25 protein-coding genes are annotated in these 19,314 nt (G+C 36.3%); 8 read left to right on the forward strand and 17 right to left on the reverse strand.

Features of this window, described 5'->3' with window-relative positions; genetic code table 11:
* The 7 genes from C8D70_RS07055 to tpx form a co-directional block, all read right to left on the reverse strand.
* Positions 1-525 (reverse strand): DinB family protein, encoded by a 525-nt coding sequence (locus C8D70_RS07055; protein ID WP_110366847.1) that lies wholly within the window; start codon positions 523-525, stop codon positions 1-3.
* Between the two features lie 179 nt (positions 526-704).
* Positions 705-1,166 carry a hypothetical protein gene (locus tag C8D70_RS07060; protein WP_076597949.1) on the reverse strand — a complete coding sequence of 154 codons (462 nt, stop codon included), beginning with the start codon at positions 1,164-1,166 and terminating at the stop codon, positions 705-707.
* A gap of 25 nt (positions 1,167-1,191) precedes the next feature.
* Entirely contained in the window at positions 1,192-1,599 is a 408-nt protein-coding gene (locus C8D70_RS07065) for a VOC family protein (protein ID WP_110366848.1), read from the reverse strand.
* A gap of 77 nt (positions 1,600-1,676) precedes the next feature.
* Complete coding sequence (locus C8D70_RS07070) at positions 1,677-2,267, reverse strand: Crp/Fnr family transcriptional regulator (protein ID WP_110366849.1); 591 nt, start codon at positions 2,265-2,267, stop codon at positions 1,677-1,679.
* Positions 2,268-2,533: 266 nt separating this feature from the next.
* Complete coding sequence (locus C8D70_RS07075; RefSeq protein WP_110366850.1) at positions 2,534-3,745, reverse strand: DUF763 domain-containing protein; 1,212 nt, start codon at positions 3,743-3,745, stop codon at positions 2,534-2,536.
* A gap of 124 nt (positions 3,746-3,869) precedes the next feature.
* Positions 3,870-4,217, reverse strand: coding sequence for a VOC family protein (locus C8D70_RS07080; RefSeq protein ID WP_110366851.1), 348 nt, complete (start codon positions 4,215-4,217; stop codon positions 3,870-3,872).
* A gap of 76 nt (positions 4,218-4,293) precedes the next feature.
* A complete protein-coding gene (gene tpx, locus C8D70_RS07085) occupies positions 4,294-4,794 on the reverse strand; it encodes a thiol peroxidase (RefSeq protein ID WP_076597953.1) in 501 nt (166 codons plus the stop codon).
* 158 nt (positions 4,795-4,952) lie between these two features.
* Between tpx and C8D70_RS07090 the strand changes: the two genes are divergently transcribed.
* The 4 genes from C8D70_RS07090 (at position 4,953) to C8D70_RS07105 (ending at position 10,158) form a co-directional block, all read left to right on the forward strand.
* Positions 4,953-5,405, forward strand: a complete 453-nt coding sequence (locus C8D70_RS07090) for a T9SS type A sorting domain-containing protein (protein ID WP_076597954.1) — start codon at positions 4,953-4,955, stop codon at positions 5,403-5,405.
* Between the two features lie 13 nt (positions 5,406-5,418).
* Entirely contained in the window at positions 5,419-6,525 is a 1,107-nt protein-coding gene (locus C8D70_RS07095) for a hypothetical protein (RefSeq protein ID WP_110366852.1), read from the forward strand.
* 108 nt (positions 6,526-6,633) lie between these two features.
* Positions 6,634-8,853: an NADP-dependent isocitrate dehydrogenase gene (locus tag C8D70_RS07100; RefSeq protein ID WP_110366853.1), complete on the forward strand. Its 2,220-nt coding sequence runs from the start codon at positions 6,634-6,636 to the stop codon at positions 8,851-8,853.
* 6 nt (positions 8,854-8,859) lie between these two features.
* A complete protein-coding gene (locus tag C8D70_RS07105; RefSeq protein WP_110366854.1) occupies positions 8,860-10,158 on the forward strand; it encodes a hypothetical protein in 1,299 nt (432 codons plus the stop codon).
* 38 nt (positions 10,159-10,196) lie between these two features.
* Here C8D70_RS07105 and C8D70_RS07110 read toward each other — a convergent pair whose 3' ends face one another.
* Positions 10,197-10,667, reverse strand: coding sequence for a winged helix-turn-helix transcriptional regulator (locus C8D70_RS07110; protein ID WP_228402675.1), 471 nt, complete (start codon positions 10,665-10,667; stop codon positions 10,197-10,199).
* A 54-nt stretch (positions 10,668-10,721) separates the two neighbouring features.
* Here C8D70_RS07110 and C8D70_RS21035 point away from each other — a divergent pair, with 54 nt between their 5' ends.
* Entirely contained in the window at positions 10,722-10,871 is a 150-nt protein-coding gene (locus tag C8D70_RS21035) for a hypothetical protein (protein ID WP_170872118.1), read from the forward strand.
* Between the two features lie 49 nt (positions 10,872-10,920).
* Positions 10,921-11,112, forward strand: coding sequence for a transposase (locus C8D70_RS21315; protein ID WP_410493707.1), 192 nt, complete (start codon positions 10,921-10,923; stop codon positions 11,110-11,112).
* Positions 11,113-11,241: 129 nt separating this feature from the next.
* Here the strand turns inward: C8D70_RS21315 and C8D70_RS21175 are convergent, their stop codons facing one another.
* From C8D70_RS21175 to C8D70_RS07135, 5 genes are all read right to left on the reverse strand, one after another.
* On the reverse strand, positions 11,242-11,373 hold the full coding sequence (locus tag C8D70_RS21175; protein WP_262509783.1) for a hypothetical protein: 132 nt from the start codon (positions 11,371-11,373) through the stop codon (positions 11,242-11,244).
* 2 nt (positions 11,374-11,375) lie between these two features.
* Positions 11,376-11,510, reverse strand: coding sequence for a hypothetical protein (locus C8D70_RS21180; protein WP_262484573.1), 135 nt, complete (start codon positions 11,508-11,510; stop codon positions 11,376-11,378).
* A gap of 82 nt (positions 11,511-11,592) precedes the next feature.
* Complete coding sequence (locus C8D70_RS07125) at positions 11,593-12,594, reverse strand: aldo/keto reductase (protein ID WP_110366855.1); 1,002 nt, start codon at positions 12,592-12,594, stop codon at positions 11,593-11,595.
* A gap of 86 nt (positions 12,595-12,680) precedes the next feature.
* Entirely contained in the window at positions 12,681-13,586 is a 906-nt protein-coding gene (locus C8D70_RS07130; RefSeq protein ID WP_110366856.1) for a helix-turn-helix domain-containing protein, read from the reverse strand.
* A gap of 104 nt (positions 13,587-13,690) precedes the next feature.
* Entirely contained in the window at positions 13,691-14,149 is a 459-nt protein-coding gene (locus tag C8D70_RS07135) for a hypothetical protein (RefSeq protein WP_110366857.1), read from the reverse strand.
* A gap of 375 nt (positions 14,150-14,524) precedes the next feature.
* Here C8D70_RS07135 and C8D70_RS07140 point away from each other — a divergent pair, with 375 nt between their 5' ends.
* The gene (locus tag C8D70_RS07140) at positions 14,525-14,812 is read left to right on the forward strand and encodes a GNAT family N-acetyltransferase (RefSeq protein ID WP_047433564.1); all 288 of its coding nucleotides are present in this window, start codon (positions 14,525-14,527) and stop codon (positions 14,810-14,812) included.
* On the opposite strand, the gene C8D70_RS07145 is transcribed toward C8D70_RS07140, so the two are convergent.
* On the reverse strand, positions 14,813-15,910 hold the full coding sequence (locus tag C8D70_RS07145; RefSeq protein WP_110366858.1) for an MBL fold metallo-hydrolase: 1,098 nt from the start codon (positions 15,908-15,910) through the stop codon (positions 14,813-14,815).
* A 170-nt stretch (positions 15,911-16,080) separates the two neighbouring features.
* Between C8D70_RS07145 and C8D70_RS07150 the strand changes: the two genes are divergently transcribed.
* On the forward strand, positions 16,081-17,619 hold the full coding sequence (locus C8D70_RS07150) for a S41 family peptidase (protein ID WP_110366859.1): 1,539 nt from the start codon (positions 16,081-16,083) through the stop codon (positions 17,617-17,619).
* 41 nt (positions 17,620-17,660) lie between these two features.
* Here C8D70_RS07150 and C8D70_RS07155 read toward each other — a convergent pair whose 3' ends face one another.
* The 3 genes from C8D70_RS07155 to C8D70_RS07165 form a co-directional block, all read right to left on the reverse strand.
* Positions 17,661-18,251: a hypothetical protein gene (locus C8D70_RS07155; RefSeq protein ID WP_076597294.1), complete on the reverse strand. Its 591-nt coding sequence runs from the start codon at positions 18,249-18,251 to the stop codon at positions 17,661-17,663.
* A gap of 13 nt (positions 18,252-18,264) precedes the next feature.
* Positions 18,265-18,774 (reverse strand): RNA polymerase sigma factor, encoded by a 510-nt coding sequence (locus C8D70_RS07160; RefSeq protein WP_110366860.1) that lies wholly within the window; start codon positions 18,772-18,774, stop codon positions 18,265-18,267.
* A gap of 124 nt (positions 18,775-18,898) precedes the next feature.
* Complete coding sequence (locus C8D70_RS07165; protein WP_076597292.1) at positions 18,899-19,258, reverse strand: hypothetical protein; 360 nt, start codon at positions 19,256-19,258, stop codon at positions 18,899-18,901.
* Between the last annotated feature and the right edge of the window lie 56 nt (positions 19,259-19,314).

Consider the following 19,314-nt stretch of genomic DNA (forward strand, 5'->3'; position numbering starts at 1 on the left):
TTAGTATTTAAGATTTTCGTCTACATCATATTTCATTCCCGGATAATCTAAGATTCTTCTCATCAAGCCTATCTGTCCGCACAAATAGTCTTCACGGCCGATACACATTCCGACAAAATTGAGTTTTGTTTCTTTGATGAAAGGGATATTCATTCCTATTTCAAATATTTCATCCAGCTCTTCATCGGTTACTTCATGAAGTTTTTGAAAGACTTTGGCTGAAATTCTATGAAAGTTTTCTTTCAGTTCAGCCAGAGTGGGATATTTAAAACTTTCATCCAGTGCTTTTCCCTGGAAAAACAAATCGCTGTAAGGGTCTTCTTCCCGAAGTCCAAGTACCCAGCCCAAACCATAGCGCATGTTGATAAGGTTTCCGGCCATCCATACAATATGATTGGTTTTATTTTCAATTCTTTTCAAGGCGTCTTCTTCCGAAATGCCATCCAAAACATTCATAAAGCTTTGGGAATGCATTCTGTAAGCCGGAATAATGACTTCCATTTTTTTTGATTCTGGTGTATTCATTGTAATTAGAGATTAGAGTTTTGAGAAACGCTCAGACGCTAAGAATTTTATAAACTATGCGTTTTTAAGTTGCAAGAATTTTATCTGCGATAAAATTGTACTCATCTAAAAAGATAATACTAATATTTCAGCGATGTACTTGTCATTCCGAGCAATACAAGGAATCTAAAAATAGCATGCTATTTTATAGCACCCGGTTTTCCTAAAATTCTACGGAGATAACCTAACTGCCCGCTGTGGTAAATTTCATGAAGACTGAGGGTTGATATATCTTTAATCATTTCAGATTTGAAACTTTGAAGAGTATTGAGTTTGGCTTCCAGTGTGTCCTGGGATTGTTTTAAATAGGATTTTAAATCTTCAAAACTGATCAATTTGTCTTTGTGATCTAAAGCAATTTCTCCTCTGTTGTAAAAGGAAAACTTTTCGCTGTCCCAGACAGATTCTTCCCCCAAAATGTTCAGTAAAGGATTTCTGATATAAATTAAATGCCCAAGAATCCAGTTCATACAATTGGCTTCACCATTGGGAAAAATCATAGATTCTTCATGGGTGATACCATCGATATTCATAGTAATCACAAAATAGGTACTGGCTACCTGATTTTTTATGATTTCTATATCGTTTGATTGTGTTTCCATATAAGAAGTGTTTGTGTGATGAGGCTTATTCTGCCGGCATTTGAGACATATCGGCAAAAGTAATATTCCAGCCATGTCCGTCCGGATCCCAGAAAGAGTTCTGGTACATCCATCCGTAATCCTCCGGTTCTTCATGCTGCCATGCTCCGTTTTCTACTGCAGTGTTTACTACTTTATCCACTTCTTCACGACTGTTTAAACCTACTGCAACAATTACCTGACTGGTATTTTCTTTAGCAATGGGTTTACTGGTGAAGGTCATAAAATAATCTTCCTGCAAAAACATGATATAGATGGTATCATTTAAAACAACACAGGCTGCTCTATCATCGGAGAATTTTTCATTGATGGTAAAACCTATCCTCGTCCAGAATTCTCTGGTTTTCTGAACATCTTTTACCGGAAGGTTCACATAAATCTGACTGACTTTCATTTTTTGTAATTTTAGTGTTAAACTGTTATCCAAAATTACCAAGGTGCAATGAAAATCAACTTGTCATAGGGCAAGATTTAATTTTTCTTAGGATGTGAAACGATTTCTTTACGGATGCGGCTCAGGGATGTGTCTGTAACTCCCAGGTAGGAGGCAATCTGTTTTAAAGGTGCAAATTGTATGACTTTAGATTTCTGCTCCAGCAGATTCAGATATCTTCTGGTTGCTGAAAGCGTGAACATTTCCACAGATCTCTGTTTGTAGGCAAAAAGTTCCTGAGACATCCATGATCTTCCCCATTCTCTGAGATTAGGGATTTTATGGAACAGCTCCTGGAAGGTATCATAATCCAGTCTCCAGCATTCGCAGTCTGTAATACAAACAATATTTTCCTGAGAGGGAACTCTTTGAAACATCGACAAAACCTCAATAATGACTTCATTTTCTATGAAAAAGTGTGTGGTTACTTCATTTCCATTGAAATCATAAACGTAAGAACGCGCCAATCCGCTTTCAAGAATATAATATTCATTAGCTGTTTTTCCTTCTTCAAGAATAAAATCGCCTTTTTGGAATGATCTCTTTTCATGTGCCTGAAATATTTCTGCAAGTTCTTCAGGGAAAAAGAAGGGAAAATCATAGCAGATTTCTAAAGCTTTGCTGGTCATTGGTGTCAATTTTTTAAGTCCTTAAAAGTAAAATTTTTAATTGAATTAAAGGTAAAAAACATTAAACGAAGTCATTTAAGTATTCATAGAAGGTTATCTATGATACTGAAATAATAGATACTTGAAAGCGGATAAAATTTAAACAGTTATTTGAACATATTGACCACCCCGTCAAAATTTTTTTGAATTTTTGCCACCCCTCCAGAGGATAGGAATAACTATTTCCCGATAATAGTAATCGCCAACTTTTAAAAGAAACAGGAAACTTAGAAGAGTGAAAGCTGTATAGATTTTGGAGAATTGGGTTTCCGGGCATCACCGAATACAGTTTTGCCACCGAAACGCCACGAATTTTGTCTTTCTTCTTCAATCACCTGCCGGATATCAAAATCCGGGGTAAAATCTTTTTCTGCTTCAGTAACGATCTGGTGAAGTTTATTTAAAGAATTCAGCTTATCAGAATTTCCCAGTTTAGACTTTTCAATCCCTTTTCTGAGGATGCTGATACTTTCATCATACGTATTGATCGGCACGGGGAAAGGATGTCCGTCTTTACCTCCATGGGCAAATGAAAACCTCGCCGGATCAGCAAATCTTGACGGCGCACCGTGAATCACTTCACTTACCAAAGCCAATGACTGCATGGTTCTTGGCCCTACCCCTTCCAGCATCAGCAAATCTTCAAAATTCTGAGGCTGCTGTTCTCTGGTAACATACAGAAGTGCTCCCAGCCTTTTCAAATCAACATCAGAGGCCTGAACATCATGATGGGCAGGAAGAATCAGTCTGGCGAAATCCTTCATCACTTCTGCGGAATCAGTATGAGAAATATCCAGAATTCCTTTTCTGTTTTCCGAAGCTTCAGTATCGGTAAGGTTAAGAATTTTCCCTCTGGAAATTCCGTTGATTCCTGTGTGCGGCTGTTCTACAAATGAGGTAATGTTTTCGGAATGCCAGTGGTAACGTCTTGCAGTTCCGTCGGATTCATGCATTCCCTGCTGAATAACACTCCAGTTCCCATTGTCTGAAAGAATAAAATTGTGCAAATACAGCTGATACCCATCCTGAATAGCTGTATTATCTACTTTTGCCGAAAGTTTGCTGGCTCTTACAAGATCGGTTCCGTTCAGACCGGTTTTATCTGCAATTTTAATTAACTCTGATGGAGTCTCACGGGAAAACTTCCCTTTTCCACCACAGATATAAAGTCCCAGAGATTGCGAATTAGGATTAACAGAGCGTTTTAAAGCGCCCATAACGGAAGTGGTAATTCCTGAAGAATGCCAGTCCATTCCCATCACCGCTCCAAAACTCTGAAACCAGAAGGGATCTGCCAGACGGCGCAAAACCTCATCTTTACCATAATCCATCAGAATGACTTCAATAATGGAAAGTCCCAGAACAGACATACGTTCATACAGCCATGGCGGTACTTTACCATAGTGAAGGGGTAAATCTGCTGTTCCTGAACGTTTCATTATACAAAAATAGCTTTAATATTCCGTTTTTTTTATGATTGGGGTCAAATTAATCTGGCCATTAAAAAGAAATAGTCTTTCTGCAGAATGATGTTTTTCAGATCTTGGGTAGTTGTATTTCTATTTACTGGTGAGACAGTATATTGATCAGCTTCTCAAAAGGATCTTTCACAAAAAATCTGCGGACTCCCCAGTCTTCATTAGTGAGTTCATAAGTGATTTCAAAACCCGTATTTTTCATCTTATCATAGACTTCATCTACGTTATCCACTTCAATGGAAAGGTCCGGAACTTCCGTATCGTTTCCTCCCTGTGTGGCAAAACTTACCTGAATTTGGGCTTCTTCATCATTACCAAGCGTTTTGATCCAGCCATGATCCATCAAAACATCCAGCTCCAGAATATCCTGATAAAACTGACGGGCTCTGGAAAGATCATCGGTTTTAATATTGGCTACGATTCTTTTTACCATTTTACATTCGTTTTTATTCAAAAAAAAGCCTTGCAAAAATTACATTCACAAGGCTTTTTACAAAAAATTATTTCTACTATTTCAATGCAGCAAGAGCAGCATCATAATTAGGTTCATCAGCAATTTCCGGAACCTGCTCAGTATAAACTATTTTATTGTTTTCGTCTGTAACAATCACGGCACGGCTCAACAGACCTTTCAAAGGTGAATCTGTGATAGTCACTTCATAATCATCTCCAAAACTGCCTCTGAAATCTGAAAGCGTTTCTACATTATTCAATCCTTCAGCGGCACAGAATCTTCCCAATGCGAACGGAAGGTCTTTAGAAACATTGATGATAACCGTATTATCAAGCTTTGAAGCTTCTTCATTGAATTTTCTGGAAGAAGCAGCACAGGTAGGCGTATCAATACTTGGGAAAATATTGAATACTTTTTTCTTTCCGGCAAAAGTTTCCAGCGTTTTTACTGCTAATCCCGAGTCTACCAGTGCAAAATCTTTTACTGTGCTTCCTACGGATGGCAATGTTCCTATTGTGTGTACTTCGTTTCCTTTTAAAGTGATTGTCGTTGACATAATATTTATTTTTTTAGTTCTCCAAATTTAATCAAAAAAGAAAATTTTCACAGTTTTATTATGGTTAAATTAATCTTAAAGTGAAAATAAAAAAACTTAAATTTCCCACTTTTTTTGCAAAAAAATCTATATTTACCCTCCTTAAAAAATGATGAAAAATGAGAAAAAAAATTGCTCTTCTGCTATTTGGAGTTCCTTTTTTGGGTTTTTCCCAGTCTGTGATTGGAAATATCAATTCCGGTGCAGTTTCAGAGGATAGCTTTACGCATTCGGTAGGAGAAATTTATGTTATCCCAACCGATCCTGATCAGGCAAATTCAGGCACTATGGGAATGCTTTATCAATCTGTTTTACAAGTTTTAGGAGTTTCTGAACTTGAAAAAGACAATGTAAAAATCTATCCCAATCCTACCGCTGATTTTATTTACGTGAAATTAAATTCAAAATCAAAAATTGAAAGCGCAGAAATTTATGACCTTTCCGGAAAGCTTTTCTTTACAACAAAATTAGAATCAGAACGATTGGATCTAAGACAGCTTCAACAAGGTGTTTATATGATCGTTTTCAAAAATTCTGATATTAAACCCATTAAAATTATTAAAAAACCTTAAAAACTATCTGAACATGAAAAAATTATATTCTACTATAGGGTTATTCCTTGCTACGTTATTAAGTGCACAGGTTCCACAAGCTTTCAGCTACCAGACAATTGCTTTTAACGCAGCCGGGACTCCGATTGCCAATGGGAATGTTTCTTTGAAGGTAAGCATTTTAGAAAACTCAGCTACAGGAACGGTTTTATATTCCGAAACTCATACTAAAACTACGAACGCTAAAGGTCTTGTTAACCTGAATATCGGGCAGGGAACAGCCAACACCGGAAACTTCGGAGCGATCAACTGGGGAACAAACACCAAATTTGTAAAAGTGGAAATGGATCCCAATGGCGGTTCTAATTATACCAACGTTGGGGTAAATCAATTGATGAGTGTTCCTTATGCTCAGGTTGCCAAAACAGTGGTAACAGGTGCCGGACAGGGAATTACGCTGGTTTCTCCGAATGGAACAAACTATACCTTGAGTGTTGATAATTCCGGTAACTTGAATCTACCTGTAAGCCAATCTTCAAACAGTACATTTCCTGCTGACCTATACATGTACGGTTCTCATAATTCCTTCAATCCTTCTGCGGCAGACTTTATGAGAAACAAGGGAAATTCTAAAATAGGATACAAATATCTTCCAGCCAATACCCAAATAAAATTCATTGCATCTCCTTCTTCTTCCGCACAGGTATATGGAGCAGACAACTCTGGATTTCTTGTAGCTAACGGAACAAATTTTACGGCACCCTCCAACGGGTTCTACAGTATTGGAATGACAAATTACAGCAGCTATACAACCGTAGTAATAAAAAATTTGGTTCCTGAAATTATTCTGAATAATTCTAGTTCTCAGGTATCAGTTTCTCCTTTATCTTATAATCCTTCCACTCAGAAATTTTCTGTTATCTTTAATGGGGTAACTTCTTCTAACTTTTATGGATTTAAGATCAAAATTAACGATGCCCTATATGGTGAATATTTCGGTGATAATTTAAATGACGGAAGTTTAGATATCGACGGCGCTTCAATTACAATCCCCAATCTTACTGCAACGCCAAAAAATGTTAAAATGGAATTTGGTATTAACTTTAACGGTAGCGGAGCATATACAATTACACAAATATAAAATTAAAGAGGTCTCAGACCTCTTTTTTTTATGGAAATATCTTAAATAAAACAATGATATTTACTAAATTTGCGGGACTTAAAATTTCAAATAAAAAATAACAGTATAATGTCAGAAAAATCAAAAATCTATTACACGCTTACTGATGAAGCTCCAATGCTGGCTACTCATTCGTTTTTACCTATTGTAAAAGCTTTTACAAAATCAGCAGATATCGAAATTGCGGTTCCGGATATTTCTTTGGCAGGAAGAATTTTAGCCAACTTCCCTGAGTTTTTAAAAGATGACCAGAAAATCAGTGATGCTTTGGCTCAATTAGGAGAACTGGCGACTCAACCTGACGCTAATATCATTAAGTTACCTAACATTTCTGCTTCTGTACCTCAATTGGATGCAGCGATTGCTGAACTACAAGGTAAAGGTTTCGCAGTTCCAGACTATCCTGCAGAGCCTAAAAATGACGAAGAAAAGGCCATCAAAGCTAAATATGCGAAAGTATTGGGAAGTGCTGTAAACCCTGTATTAAGAGAAGGAAACTCTGACAGACGTGCGCCAAAAGCTGTTAAAAACTATGCCAAAGCAAATCCTCACAGAATGGGCGACTGGGCATCTGACAGCAAAACTGATGTAGCTCACATGAACAACGGTGATTTCTATGGTACAGAAAACTCTACTACATTAGAAAATGCTACAAAATACAGAATCGTATTCAAAGGAAATGATGGTTCTGAGTCTGTATTAAAAGATTTCGCAGGTATTCAGGCTGGTGAAGTCATTGATTCTTCTGTAATGAACTTAAATGCGTTAAAAGCATTCGTTCAGGAAGCAATCGAGGAAGCGAAGAAAAGAAATGTACTTCTTTCTGCTCACCTTAAAGCAACGATGATGAAAATCTCTGACCCAATCATTTTCGGGGCTATTGTTGAGACTTTCTTCAAAGAAGTATTTACTAAATATGCTGAGACTTTCAAGTCTTTAGACATCAATCCAAATAACGGTCTTGCAGATCTTTTCGATAAAATAAAAGGAAATGCTCAGGAAGCTGACATCAAAGCTGATATTGAAGCTGCTTTGGCAAACGGACCTAGAGTGGCAATGGTAAACTCTGATAAAGGAATTACCAACTTCCACGTACCTTCTGATATCATCGTTGACGCATCTATGGCTGCTCTTGTAAGAGGCGGAGGTAAAATGTGGAACAAAGACGGAAACGAAGAAGATACTGTTTGCATTATTCCGGACCGTTCTTATGCAGGTTTCTATCAGTCTGTAATAGACGATATGAAAGCGCACGGAAAACTGGACCCTACTACAATGGGATCTGTTCCAAACGTAGGTTTAATGGCTCAAAAAGCTGAAGAATACGGTTCTCACGATAAAACGTTCCAAGTAGCTGCTGACGGAACTGTAGAAGTTCAGGACGAAGCTGGAAACGTTCTTCTTTCTCAGAAGGTAGAAAAAGATGATATTTTCAGAATGTGCCAGACTAAAGATGCACCTATTCAGGACTGGGTAAAATTAGCGGTAAACAGATCCAGATTATCTGATACTCCGGCTATCTTCTGGCTAGACAAAGGAAGAGCTCACGACAGAGAAATCATCAAAAAAGTAGAGAAATATCTTGCTGATCACGATACAACAGGTCTTGACATCAGAATCCTTGATGTAAAAGATGCAATGACTGAAACGCTGAAAAGAGCAAGAGAAGGTAAAGATACAATCTCTGTTTCAGGAAACGTATTGAGAGATTATTTAACAGACCTTTTCCCGATCCTTGAGCTGGGTACTTCTGCAAAAATGCTTTCTATTGTTCCATTAATGAACGGTGGCGGTTTATTTGAGACAGGTGCCGGAGGTTCTGCTCCAAAACACGTAGAACAATTCCTGGAAGAAGGATACTTAAGATGGGATTCTCTAGGTGAATTCCTTGCCCTTCAGGCTTCTTTAGAACATTTGGCACAAACTCAGGGGAATACAAAATCTCAGGTTTTAGCTGATACACTGGATGAAGCAAATGCCAAATTCTTAGCTACCGACAAATCTCCTGCAAGAAAAGTAGGACAGATTGACAACAGAGGCTCTCACTTCTATTTGGCAATGTACTGGGCTGAAGCGTTAGCAAACCAGACTGGTGATGCGGAACTGGCTGCTCAGTTTGCTCCGGTGGCTGCTGCTATGAAGGAAAACGAAGAAGTAATCAATGCAGAATTAATTGGTGCTCAGGGTAAACCTCAGAATATTGAAGGATACTACAAAACTGATACATATAAAACGTATGCAGCAATGAGACCTAGCACTGTTTTAAATGAAATTATTGACGGAATTTAAAATTTTATGAAAAAAGCTCTAATTGTATTATTTGCTTATTTTTCAATATTTTCATGTAGCAATTCAAATGATGATATTACGGAGGTGGTAACACCTCCTGTTGTAGAAAATAAGATCAATCTAACTTCAAATTATAATGATACCACTGAAACAGTAAGTTTAAAATGGACGCTCACCGGTGATAATAATTATATATACTATAAAATTCTAAGGAGTGACTCTCAAAATGGAATGCAGTCAGAAATTGGCAATAGCAATCCAAATCAGTTTATGTTCACTTCAACGGTGCCATTCGGCCCGTATTTAGAATATCAGATCATCGGTATTAAGGCTAATGGTGAAGAGATTCAAAGTAACATTATAAAAATTGAAAGACCTGAGATTAAAATGCTTAATCTTAAGACTTTTGATGCTCAATTTGATAAAAATTCCGGAAAATTATATCTTTTAGATACAAATGGAAAAATTACTCTTTATGATGTCAATACAGGCTCAGTCACCCATCAGGTCAGTACTAATGCTACTTTAGGATATTCTGATCTTGGAATTTATAATGGTAATGTAGAATTATATGTTCCAAGAAATGATGGTTGGGTTGATATTTATGACGGTAACGACTTGACATTAAAAGATCAGATAAGCTTCGGAATGCCTCTTATAAGTACTATTTATCACAATGGTAAGCTTTATGGCTCTCCGAATTCCAACAGTTCTAGTAGTTCTAACGTTATTAAATCAATTGACAGAACGACTAAGGCTCTAGTTTCTCAATCATCTAACTATTATTATACTGGAAGGATGAAAAAAGCTGTAGTGGGGAATTCTTTACAATTATATACCATAACACAGAATATTTCACCTGTAGATATGAACCTTTATACTTTTGATCTTAACGGTAATTATATCAGCCATCAAAGTGATTCTTATCATGGAGACCACCCTCTTAATTATAGAATATTTGAAGCATTTCCTGATGGAAGAATCATTACTGCAAGTTCCGGCTCAGTATATAATTCGCAAATGATTTACCAGAATGATCTACCTTCCGGAAACTCTAAACTTTCAAGTTTTGATTTTGATAGCAACAGTATTATTGCAGGAAGTGGAAATAAAACTATTGAGTTTTACAACATCAATTCTTACACAAAAACCAAGACAATCAATACAAAGAAATACCCTTATAAAGTATTTAACTACAATAACAAGGTTGTTTGCATAAGTTCAGTTACTCAGCTTAATCTTCAATATTATGATTATTCAGATGTAATTCCTGAAAGTATATTGATCGAAATTTTTGACAAATAATTGTAAACCTCTCCTTAGTGAGAGGTTTTTTATTTGTATTATTTTAAATCCTCCACAATCACTCTCCTATGCTCTCTCCCCCAGTTGATCATTTCCATAATGATGTTTCCAAAAGTAGGGCTGTATTCTGTGGGTTCATATTCTATTAAAACAGGAGTTTCCGGATAAACGGTGCGTTTTACCAGTTTGTTAAGTTCCATATCTTTCAGTTCTTTGGAAAGCATTCTTGTGGTAATTCCGGGAATACTTCGTTCAATTTCCCTGAAGCGCCTGTTACCATTACGTAGTGAGTTGATCACAGGAATCCACCATTTCCCTCCGATGAAATAAAGAGTGTCTTGTAATGCTCTAAGTTCTTCTGTCTGATCTCTTTCTATAGTTGCAAAGTTGATGATTTTTGCAAAGAATTTATTCCAGTTTGGGAAAAAGCCATGATTTCTACGAAAAAAAGGAACAGGAAATTTACGATGTCTGTTTTGGAAGTGATGACCATCCAGATCCTTTTCCATCTTTCCGGGTATAGAGAGTTCAAGTCCTTTTATTTGGGGTATGTGCAAAAATTCATGAAAGAGTATTTCCCTAAAACAGTAAGCTACAACAGAATGGTAGAGCTGAAAAAACAAAGCTTTATGCCCCTGAGTATTTTCCTGAAAAGTGAGAATCTATCCGATTGTACCGGGATCAGTTTTGTAGATAAATCCACTGCAATATAAAAGCTTCATTAAAAAGCTTTATGGGAAAGTTTTTGGGGATAAAGGATATATCTCAAAAGAGCTTTTTCAAAATCTTTTTTCTCAGGATATTCATCTGGTAACAAAGCTTAAAAAGAATATAAAAACAAAATCTCTAACCCCAATGTTCAAAGCCTATATGATACGCAAAAGAGCCATTGTGGAAACCATCTTTGATCAGCTTAAAATTGTCAGGTGGAGCATTCAAGACACAGAAGTATAGCCAATTACTCCAATACTATTTTTTCTGCACTGATAGCATATAATTTCATGGACAAAAAACCTTCGCTTAAAAACAATTTTGTAGATACTAAACAACTGTATTTATTTCAATAGTTATATCGAACTCACGCTAATTATCTAGTCTGAAATTATCTTTGAGGATGGTTTTCAATTCTGAAACGATTCCTCTGGGGGCAAATGAGTTCAGATTCTGTTCATGAATATATCCGTCTGTGAGCACGAAAAGTTCAAGCTCTCCCAATTTTATTTTTTTAAACCGGAAAGATCTTCCTCTGTTTTTTCAGATAGCATTTTGTTTTCGCCCATTAAACCGGAAAAAGGGGTCATACTAAATGTGCCTGCCAACAATCCGTTCTTTAATAATTCTTGTCTATTCATAGCGTAGCTATTTTTATTTTAAACATAAAAACAAAAAGCTGAGCTCCCATTATCAGAAACCCAGCTTTTGTATAAATAATTCTTAGTTATTGACCAATTTCATTGAACCTTCGGTATACCTTTCTCCTACGTTCGGGTATTTTTTCAGAATTCCATCAATCGTATCCAGATCTGACTGGGAAAGTTCGATATTGACTGCTGCAATATTTTCTTCCAGGTATTTGATTCGCTTTGTACCGGGAATCGGGATAATATCATCTCCCTGATTCAACACCCATGCTAATGCCAGCTGAGTTCCTTTTACTCCTTTGGAAGCGGCAAACTCATTGATCTCATCTGCCAGTTTGGTATTGTTTTCAAGATATTCCTGCTGATAACGCGGTAATGATTTTCTAAAGTCATCGTCACCCAGTTTCTGTATATCGTAAATATTGGTAAAAAGTCCTCTTGCCAACGGTGAATATGGCACTAAAGAAATCCCAAGCTCTCTGATGGTTGGTAGAATTTCCTTTTCAACATCTTTCGTAAGGATAGAATATTCTGACTGTAATGCTGCTATAGGATGAATTCTGTTAGCTTTTCTGACAGATTCCGCTGAAGCTTCAGACAATCCGATATATTTCACTTTACCGGCTTTTACCAGTTCTGCCATCGCTCCCACGGTTTCTTCTACAGGAACATTTGGATCTACTCTGTGAGCATAATACAAGTCAATGGTATCAATCTTTAATCTTTGAAGACTTAAATCTACGGCCTGTCTTATCCATTCCGGAGAACCGTCAAAATAAGTTCCGGGAGCGCCACTGTGGCTAGCTTTACCATCTTTGAACCTGAATCCGAATTTAGTTGCAATGAAAATTTTATCTCTGTTGGGTACTAACACTTTAGAGATCAGTTTTTCGTTTTCTCCATTGGCATACATATCTGCTGTGTCCCAAAAGTTTACTCCTAAATCTAATGCTCTATGCAGAGTATTGATACTTTCCTGCTCATCTGTGGGACCATAAGCAAAGCTCATTCCCATACAACCTAAACCGATTGCTGATAGATGTTCTTCTGTGTTTCCTAATTTTTTAAATTTCATGATAGGTATGATTTAATTTTACATGACAAAATTAGAACATCCGGAAGCCAACCCCGATATAGATTTCAAACTAAGAATTATAAAAATCAAACAACATTCATTCTTAAGGCATTCGGAGTAATTCCGGTTTGTTTTTTAAAGTAATTGGTAAAATAAGCAGGTTCTTCAAAACCTAATCCGTAGGCAATCTCGGCAATATTCCAATCTGTATGTTTCAGTAAGGCATTGGCCTCCTGAATAATCCTTGCGGTAATCTGCTGGCTGGTTGTTTTTCCCGTAATTTCTTTTACCGAACGGTTTAAAGAATTCACATGAATGGAGAGACTCTGCGCATAATCATTCGGCGTTTTTAATTTCAGAAAAGCCTCAGGACTGTCGATTGGAAATTGTCTTTCCAACAATTCCATAAATAAAGAGGCTACCCTTTGTGAAGCATTCTGATAAGGTTCAAAACTTTCTGCCGGCTGCATTTTCATCGTTTCATGAATCATCAGATGAAGATACGCTCTCAGCATATCATATTTATGAATATACTCCGACTGAATCTCTGTCATCATTTTGGTATAGATCTCAGCAAGTATATTTTGCTGTTCTTCATCTACAAAGAAAACAGGTGTTCCTCCAATCTTGAAAAGCGGAGAATCCTGCAGGTTTCCCATACGGGTTCCATTGTGCAGAAACTGATCTGTAAACAGGCAGAACCAGCCTTTCTGATCTTCATCATCCGCCTCCCAGGAATATGGAATAATGGGATTGGAAAACAATAATGCCGGACGGTCCACTTTGATCCATTTATCGGCATAATGAAGTTTTCCTTTTCCTATGATGAGTGAAATTTTATAGTAATCTCTTCTGCTGTAAGGCGTGAGTGGAGAACAGTATTCCCGTGAAAATACATTGAAATGCCCCATTGTATTGACACCAATACACTGTGATGCCAGATTGGGAGCATTTCTTTCATAAAAACCTTTGAGTGACTCGTGTGATTCCATAGATCAAAGTTATAAAAATCAAACAAATTAAATAACAATACTACCGGATTGTCAAAAATAAAATGACTGACAAAAAATGCCAGCCATTTAGGTTGATCATAGGGTTAATCCCAATCATCATGATGTCCGTGACCATGATGTTTATTTTGTTTTCTGTAGTATTTCTCCTGGTTTTTGTAATATTTTTCCTGTTGTTTACGGTATTTTTTATAATCGTTTTTATTTCTTCCATAGACGATTACCGGATTTTGACCTCTGTAATATTTCTTTTTAAAGATGATATACTTTTCTCTACCCAAAATTCTTTCCAGCTCTGAATAACGGTCATTCCTCCATCTTCCCGGCTCTACTACATAGACTCTGCTCCAGGTATCATAATCACGATATCTGTCATTCAACACGTAAATCTGATTAGCCTGTGTTGTTGAAAGCACAAGATCAGTAATTACTCTTTGCCAGTTGATATCCGAGATACTCCTTCTATAATCATTATAGTCATCAGATTGGGCATAGCTCAAACTAAATGTCCCGACCAATAATGCTGTTAATATTAATTTTTTCATTTCACTCCACTTTAAAATTAAACATGAAGGGTTAGTCAATTAAAGTGCCAATTATTAATTATAAATACTAATATTTGTTAATAAAAATTACAAATGATTTATTATATTTGAAATATTTCCTTTTTCTTTATCAAATTATTGAATAATTTATTGTTAGATAGACTAAAGCTCAGCGTATAGAATCTTATCAACAATATCTTTTATCTTTTATCTTTTATCTTTTATCTTTTATCTTTTCCTCATTTACGTTATAAAATCCGTTAAGATTCCTGAAAAATATTACTTCATATGATTTAATTTCGTAATTTTAATGGAGAGAATATTTTTAAAGTAATTTTCTCAAATGAGTTTTAATCAACCAAATCTTACATTGTTATGGAAAATATAAAGTTTCAGGTATCTCAATATCAGGATGAATTGCAGTTACTTATCGATGGGAAAAAGGCAGGTTATATGTCCATAGAGGTTGACGGAAGGCTGCTTATTGTATTTTATACGAAACTTGACGAAGAGCGTGAAGGAAAAGGATATGCTAAACTATTACTGGACGAGCTGGTACGCTATGCAGAAGAAAAAGATTTGCTTGTAGACCCGGAATGTGATTTTGTAAGACAGCAGTTTGAAAATCACCCTGCAAGGTATAAAGAAATATGGCATGCCTGATCAGTTTTCCCACCAGGTTGTAAATTCCTGTCCCGGATGATTCAGGTCTACTACCTCACCGATCATGGGAGTGAGGACATTAAGCTGTTTTTCTTTTCCAAGAGCCGTTATCTTTTGTAAGGGTTCATTCCATGGGTGAAGTGCCAATGCAAATTTGGCAGCATGAACAGGGATAATACGCTGTGTTTTAAGATCAATAGCAGCCTGAATTACATCTTCCGGTAATTTGTGAATATACCTCCATGCCTCTCCATACTGTCCGTTTTCAAGAACAGCATAATCGAAAGGTCCATAATGCTCACCGATTGTTTTAAAATGGGAATCATAGCCACTGTCTCCTCCTAAGAAAATTTTCCTCGTAGGCGTTATCAGAACATATGAGCTCCAAAGCGTATCATTCTGCTTTACTCTTCTGCCGGAAAAATGTCTGGCAGGAGTAAAAACAATTTTTATATCATTCTTTAGAATAACTTCTGTTCCCCATTCTTCTTCAATAAGCTTGTTTTCAGCATATCCCCATCTTTCAAGGTGTGCTCCTACTCCCAAAGGGATAATGGCCGTTTTCGTCCTTTCCTCAATAGATTTTACGGTGGGATAATCCAGGTGATCAAAATGATCGTGTGTGATAACCAGATAGTCTATGCCGGGAATGTCTTCAGGTTTAAAAATATCTGAGCCTTTGAAAGCCTTATTAAAGTATTTAAAGGGTGAACCATACAGACTCAGGACAGGATCTATTAAAAACGAAACTCCATCTGTCTGCAGATAATAAGAGGAATGCCCCAGCCAGATGAATACATCTTCATTTCTATCAATATTTTTCAGATTGGTATGAAGGGATGGAATTGCTTTCAGAGGTTTCAACAGCGGATCTTTCTTTCCTAAGAAGAAATCATAGGTTACTTTCCACATCTTGTAGCCTTCTGTAATGGAAGGAGTATGGCTGATATTCCGGAACTGTCTCTTTTTATAGAGTTTCGACTGCTTTATGCGTTTCAGTCTCTTCCCTTTTGGAACTCCACCAAACGCTTTCATATTGATCACGATAAAAAAGGTAATCGTCAAAACAACCAAACAGGTAATAATCCAGTAAATCATCTGTACAAAATAATATCAAATGTATTGACTTTTGTTTTTAAATGAAAATTTATTCCATTTCACTCTATTTTTTAACTAAATTTACCATGTATTTTTAAAAATTTATCAGGTGTTTAGGTCAGGATTAATTTTAAACTTTCTATTTTAGCACCCTAAAAAACTCAGATACATTGAAAAATTATTCGGTAATATTTCTTCTCGCTATTTTTTCGTCTTGTGCTTCTGTACAAAAACACAACGAACAGCGGGCCTCATGTATTCCACCGGAGCAACTTAAAGAGGATGTGGACTTTGCGTATTCAAAATTACAGCAAATGCACCCTCAGTTATACTGGTATATTTCCAGGAAGGAACTGGAGCGTAAATTTGACAGTCTTAAGCAGACCATCAACGAGCCTCTTACTCCTCTTCAGTTTTATTTTAAACTTCAGCCTGTCATTGCCGGAATTCGTGAAGGACATCTTTCCTTGAGAATTCCCAGAAAGAAATTTACAAAAGAGGAAATTAAAAGACTTGAACACCAAAAAGGAATGTTCAGCCGTTTTGAATATTATATATCTGGAGACCGCATGTATATCATTCAAAACAAAGATTCTATCGAACACATAAAACCTGGAACTGAAATTCTATCAATCGATAATGTTCCTGTATCTGATTACATCAGGAAGTACAGAAGCCTGATCAGCAGTGATGGTGATAATACCACTTTCCATCCGTACTTTTTAAAAGATCTGTTCTTTAATTTTTATACTGCGGAAAATGGTTTTGGCAGCAAAGCCACTCTTGAAACCCTTTATAATGGTGAAAAAAGAACGTATACCTTAACCAGAGAAGCAAAATCTGATTCAGACCTTGAAAAGGATAAGGAAATGCAGAAAAAGACTCCCGAAAAGAAGCTGAACGATTATGTAGCTTCGAGTAATTCTTATAACAGAAGCTTCAAGTTTCTGGACAAAGACAGCACTATTGCTTATATTAAGGTGAAAAGCTTTTCCAGGGATTATTCGGATGAGTTTTATAAAAAGACTTTTGCCAGGATCCACCATGCAAAATCTCCCTACCTCATCATAGATGTCCGAAATAATTATGGCGGCTCTTTGTATGAAATCAATAACCTGTATTCCTATTTAGCTGATGAACCGTTTACTCTGATAAAACCCTCTCAGCTAACTTCCAGAAATGCTCCTTTACGCACCAATTATTTCAGAAAAAGTACGCCTTTGGAATATGCTCTTAAAAGTATTGCCTATCCGAGTTACTTTTTTGCACAGACTTTCAGTACTTATAAAAAGGATGGAAAGGTATTCTACAAAATGAAGGCTGACAAACCTACAAAACCTAAAAAGGAAGCCTTTCACGGAAAAGTTTTTGTACTCATCAACGGAGGAAGCTTTTCTGCATCTTCTATTATTACCGCCAAACTTAAAAATGATAAAAGAGCAACACTGGTGGGAGAAGAAACAGGAGGCGCCAATGACGGAACTGTTGCCGGTTTTTATTCCTATCAGAAGCTTCCCAATTCTGAAATAAGATTTCCCATAGGTCTGCTTCTGGTTCAGCCTAATATCAATTTTTCAGACTCACGGAAAGGGGTTGTTCCGGATGTGACCGTTACTGAAAACATGCAGGATATTATTGATCAAAAAGATCCACAGCTGGATTGGATAAAGAACGAAATTGCCAAAGAAAAAGAAAATAAAGGACAGTAATGAATATGGGTTCGGCGGGCTTTCAGCCCGCCAAACTCTTTTTATCTTTTTAATTCTTCCAAAAGATCTTCAATATATTGGATATACCTTCCATAATAGCGTTGATACCAGAACCTTCCAACAAAATAAAGCAAAAATAATCCTGCGGTTACTGTACTAATTAAGATCACTGCAATCTTCAATTCACTCAAAGGCTTTGGCCACGGGATAAACTCCAGGACAATAAGGATCTCACACACAAGAAACGGGGCAAAACTGATGTAATAGGAAAGATAATATTGTTTATTAAGATTGAGCTGCATCACGAGATCTTTCAAAGAATCATAAGTCTTAGGTGCAGGATTACTGATTTCATTATATAGCTTAAAGAACTTACTGAAAAAGAAAACAGTGACAATAAGCATGGAGGCAATCAATACCGTGATGTACAGTTGAAGTTTAAATGGTCTGCATACTGAGCACACCAGAAAAGCAAAGACAAAGATTCCTATCATCCACCAGAATTCCACACGCATATTTTTGCGTATTTTTTCAAGAGGAAGATTCAGTTTATTGCTTTGTTCTATACTTATTTCGGGAGTTTCCTCCACAATATCTTCGTTCCAGGTATTTTTCAATTCATCGATATTCATGGGATTACTGATTTTAATGTTGGTTGGTTTTTATTTGGCTTAAGATCTCTTTAAGTCTATTTTTTGCCCGGTTCATTTTCACTCTTGCATTGCCTTCAGAAATTCCCATCTGTTCTGCAATCTGCTTTCCTGAAAAATCTTCCAGATAATAGAAGATAAAAGCCTTGTCAATAGAATTAAGCTGATGTATTGCCTGATACATTTCAGCCAGGCGTTCTTCTTTACGATCATCATAATCTTCCTGGATAATGATTTGATTAGAAAAATCTTCATGGGCAATAAAGCTTCTTCTCTTTTCTGATTTCAGGAAAATAATAGCGGTATTCAAAGCAATTCTGTATAGCCATGTAGAAAATTCACTTTCACCTCTGAAACCGGGAAATGCTTTCCATAGCTGATAGGTAATCTCCTGAAAAAGATCATCACGATCATCCTTTTCAGTCATGTACATTTTAGAAATCTTAAACAGAATTCCTTTATGCTGTTCAATTTTACGTATAAACTCTTGTTCTAATGAGGTCATAGCTTGTTACTCTATAGAGTTAGTTTTCGTTTAAAAAAATTGTTACAGATTTTTACAAAAGAAATAAAAATAACCTGACATTTTTTATATCAGGTTTATTTATTTTAAGTATGTAATTCTTTTATTATTTAAAATCTAAGAAATCATCTTTTTTCAGATAATGGTTCAGGGCATTAATAAGCTGCGAAGAGGTAACATCAGCACGCTGTCTGAAAGCAAGATCCACCACATCCTGAATATTTTCATCAGAACACATATAGTGAAGCTTGTTATGAAAAACGAAATCAGGTAAGATTTCATGATCATTCCCTCCGATATCCAAAGGATCTCCGATAAAAACTTTCATTTCAGGTTTAAACTCTTCCGTAGAAGAGTAAACCGCATAATTATATTCCGGGTCAAAGGATGCTTTCCTATCCTGTTTATTCTTTACAAGCTCCAGGAATTCTTCTATAGAATACACCTGATTTTTAAAATCATCCATGTGATATTTTTTTACAACTCAATGTTCTAAAGATAGAAATTTTATAGAATACCATC

The organism is Chryseobacterium sp. CBTAP 102, assembly GCF_003201365.1.
Classification (GTDB): Bacteria; Bacteroidota; Bacteroidia; order Flavobacteriales; family Weeksellaceae; genus Chryseobacterium; species Chryseobacterium candidae.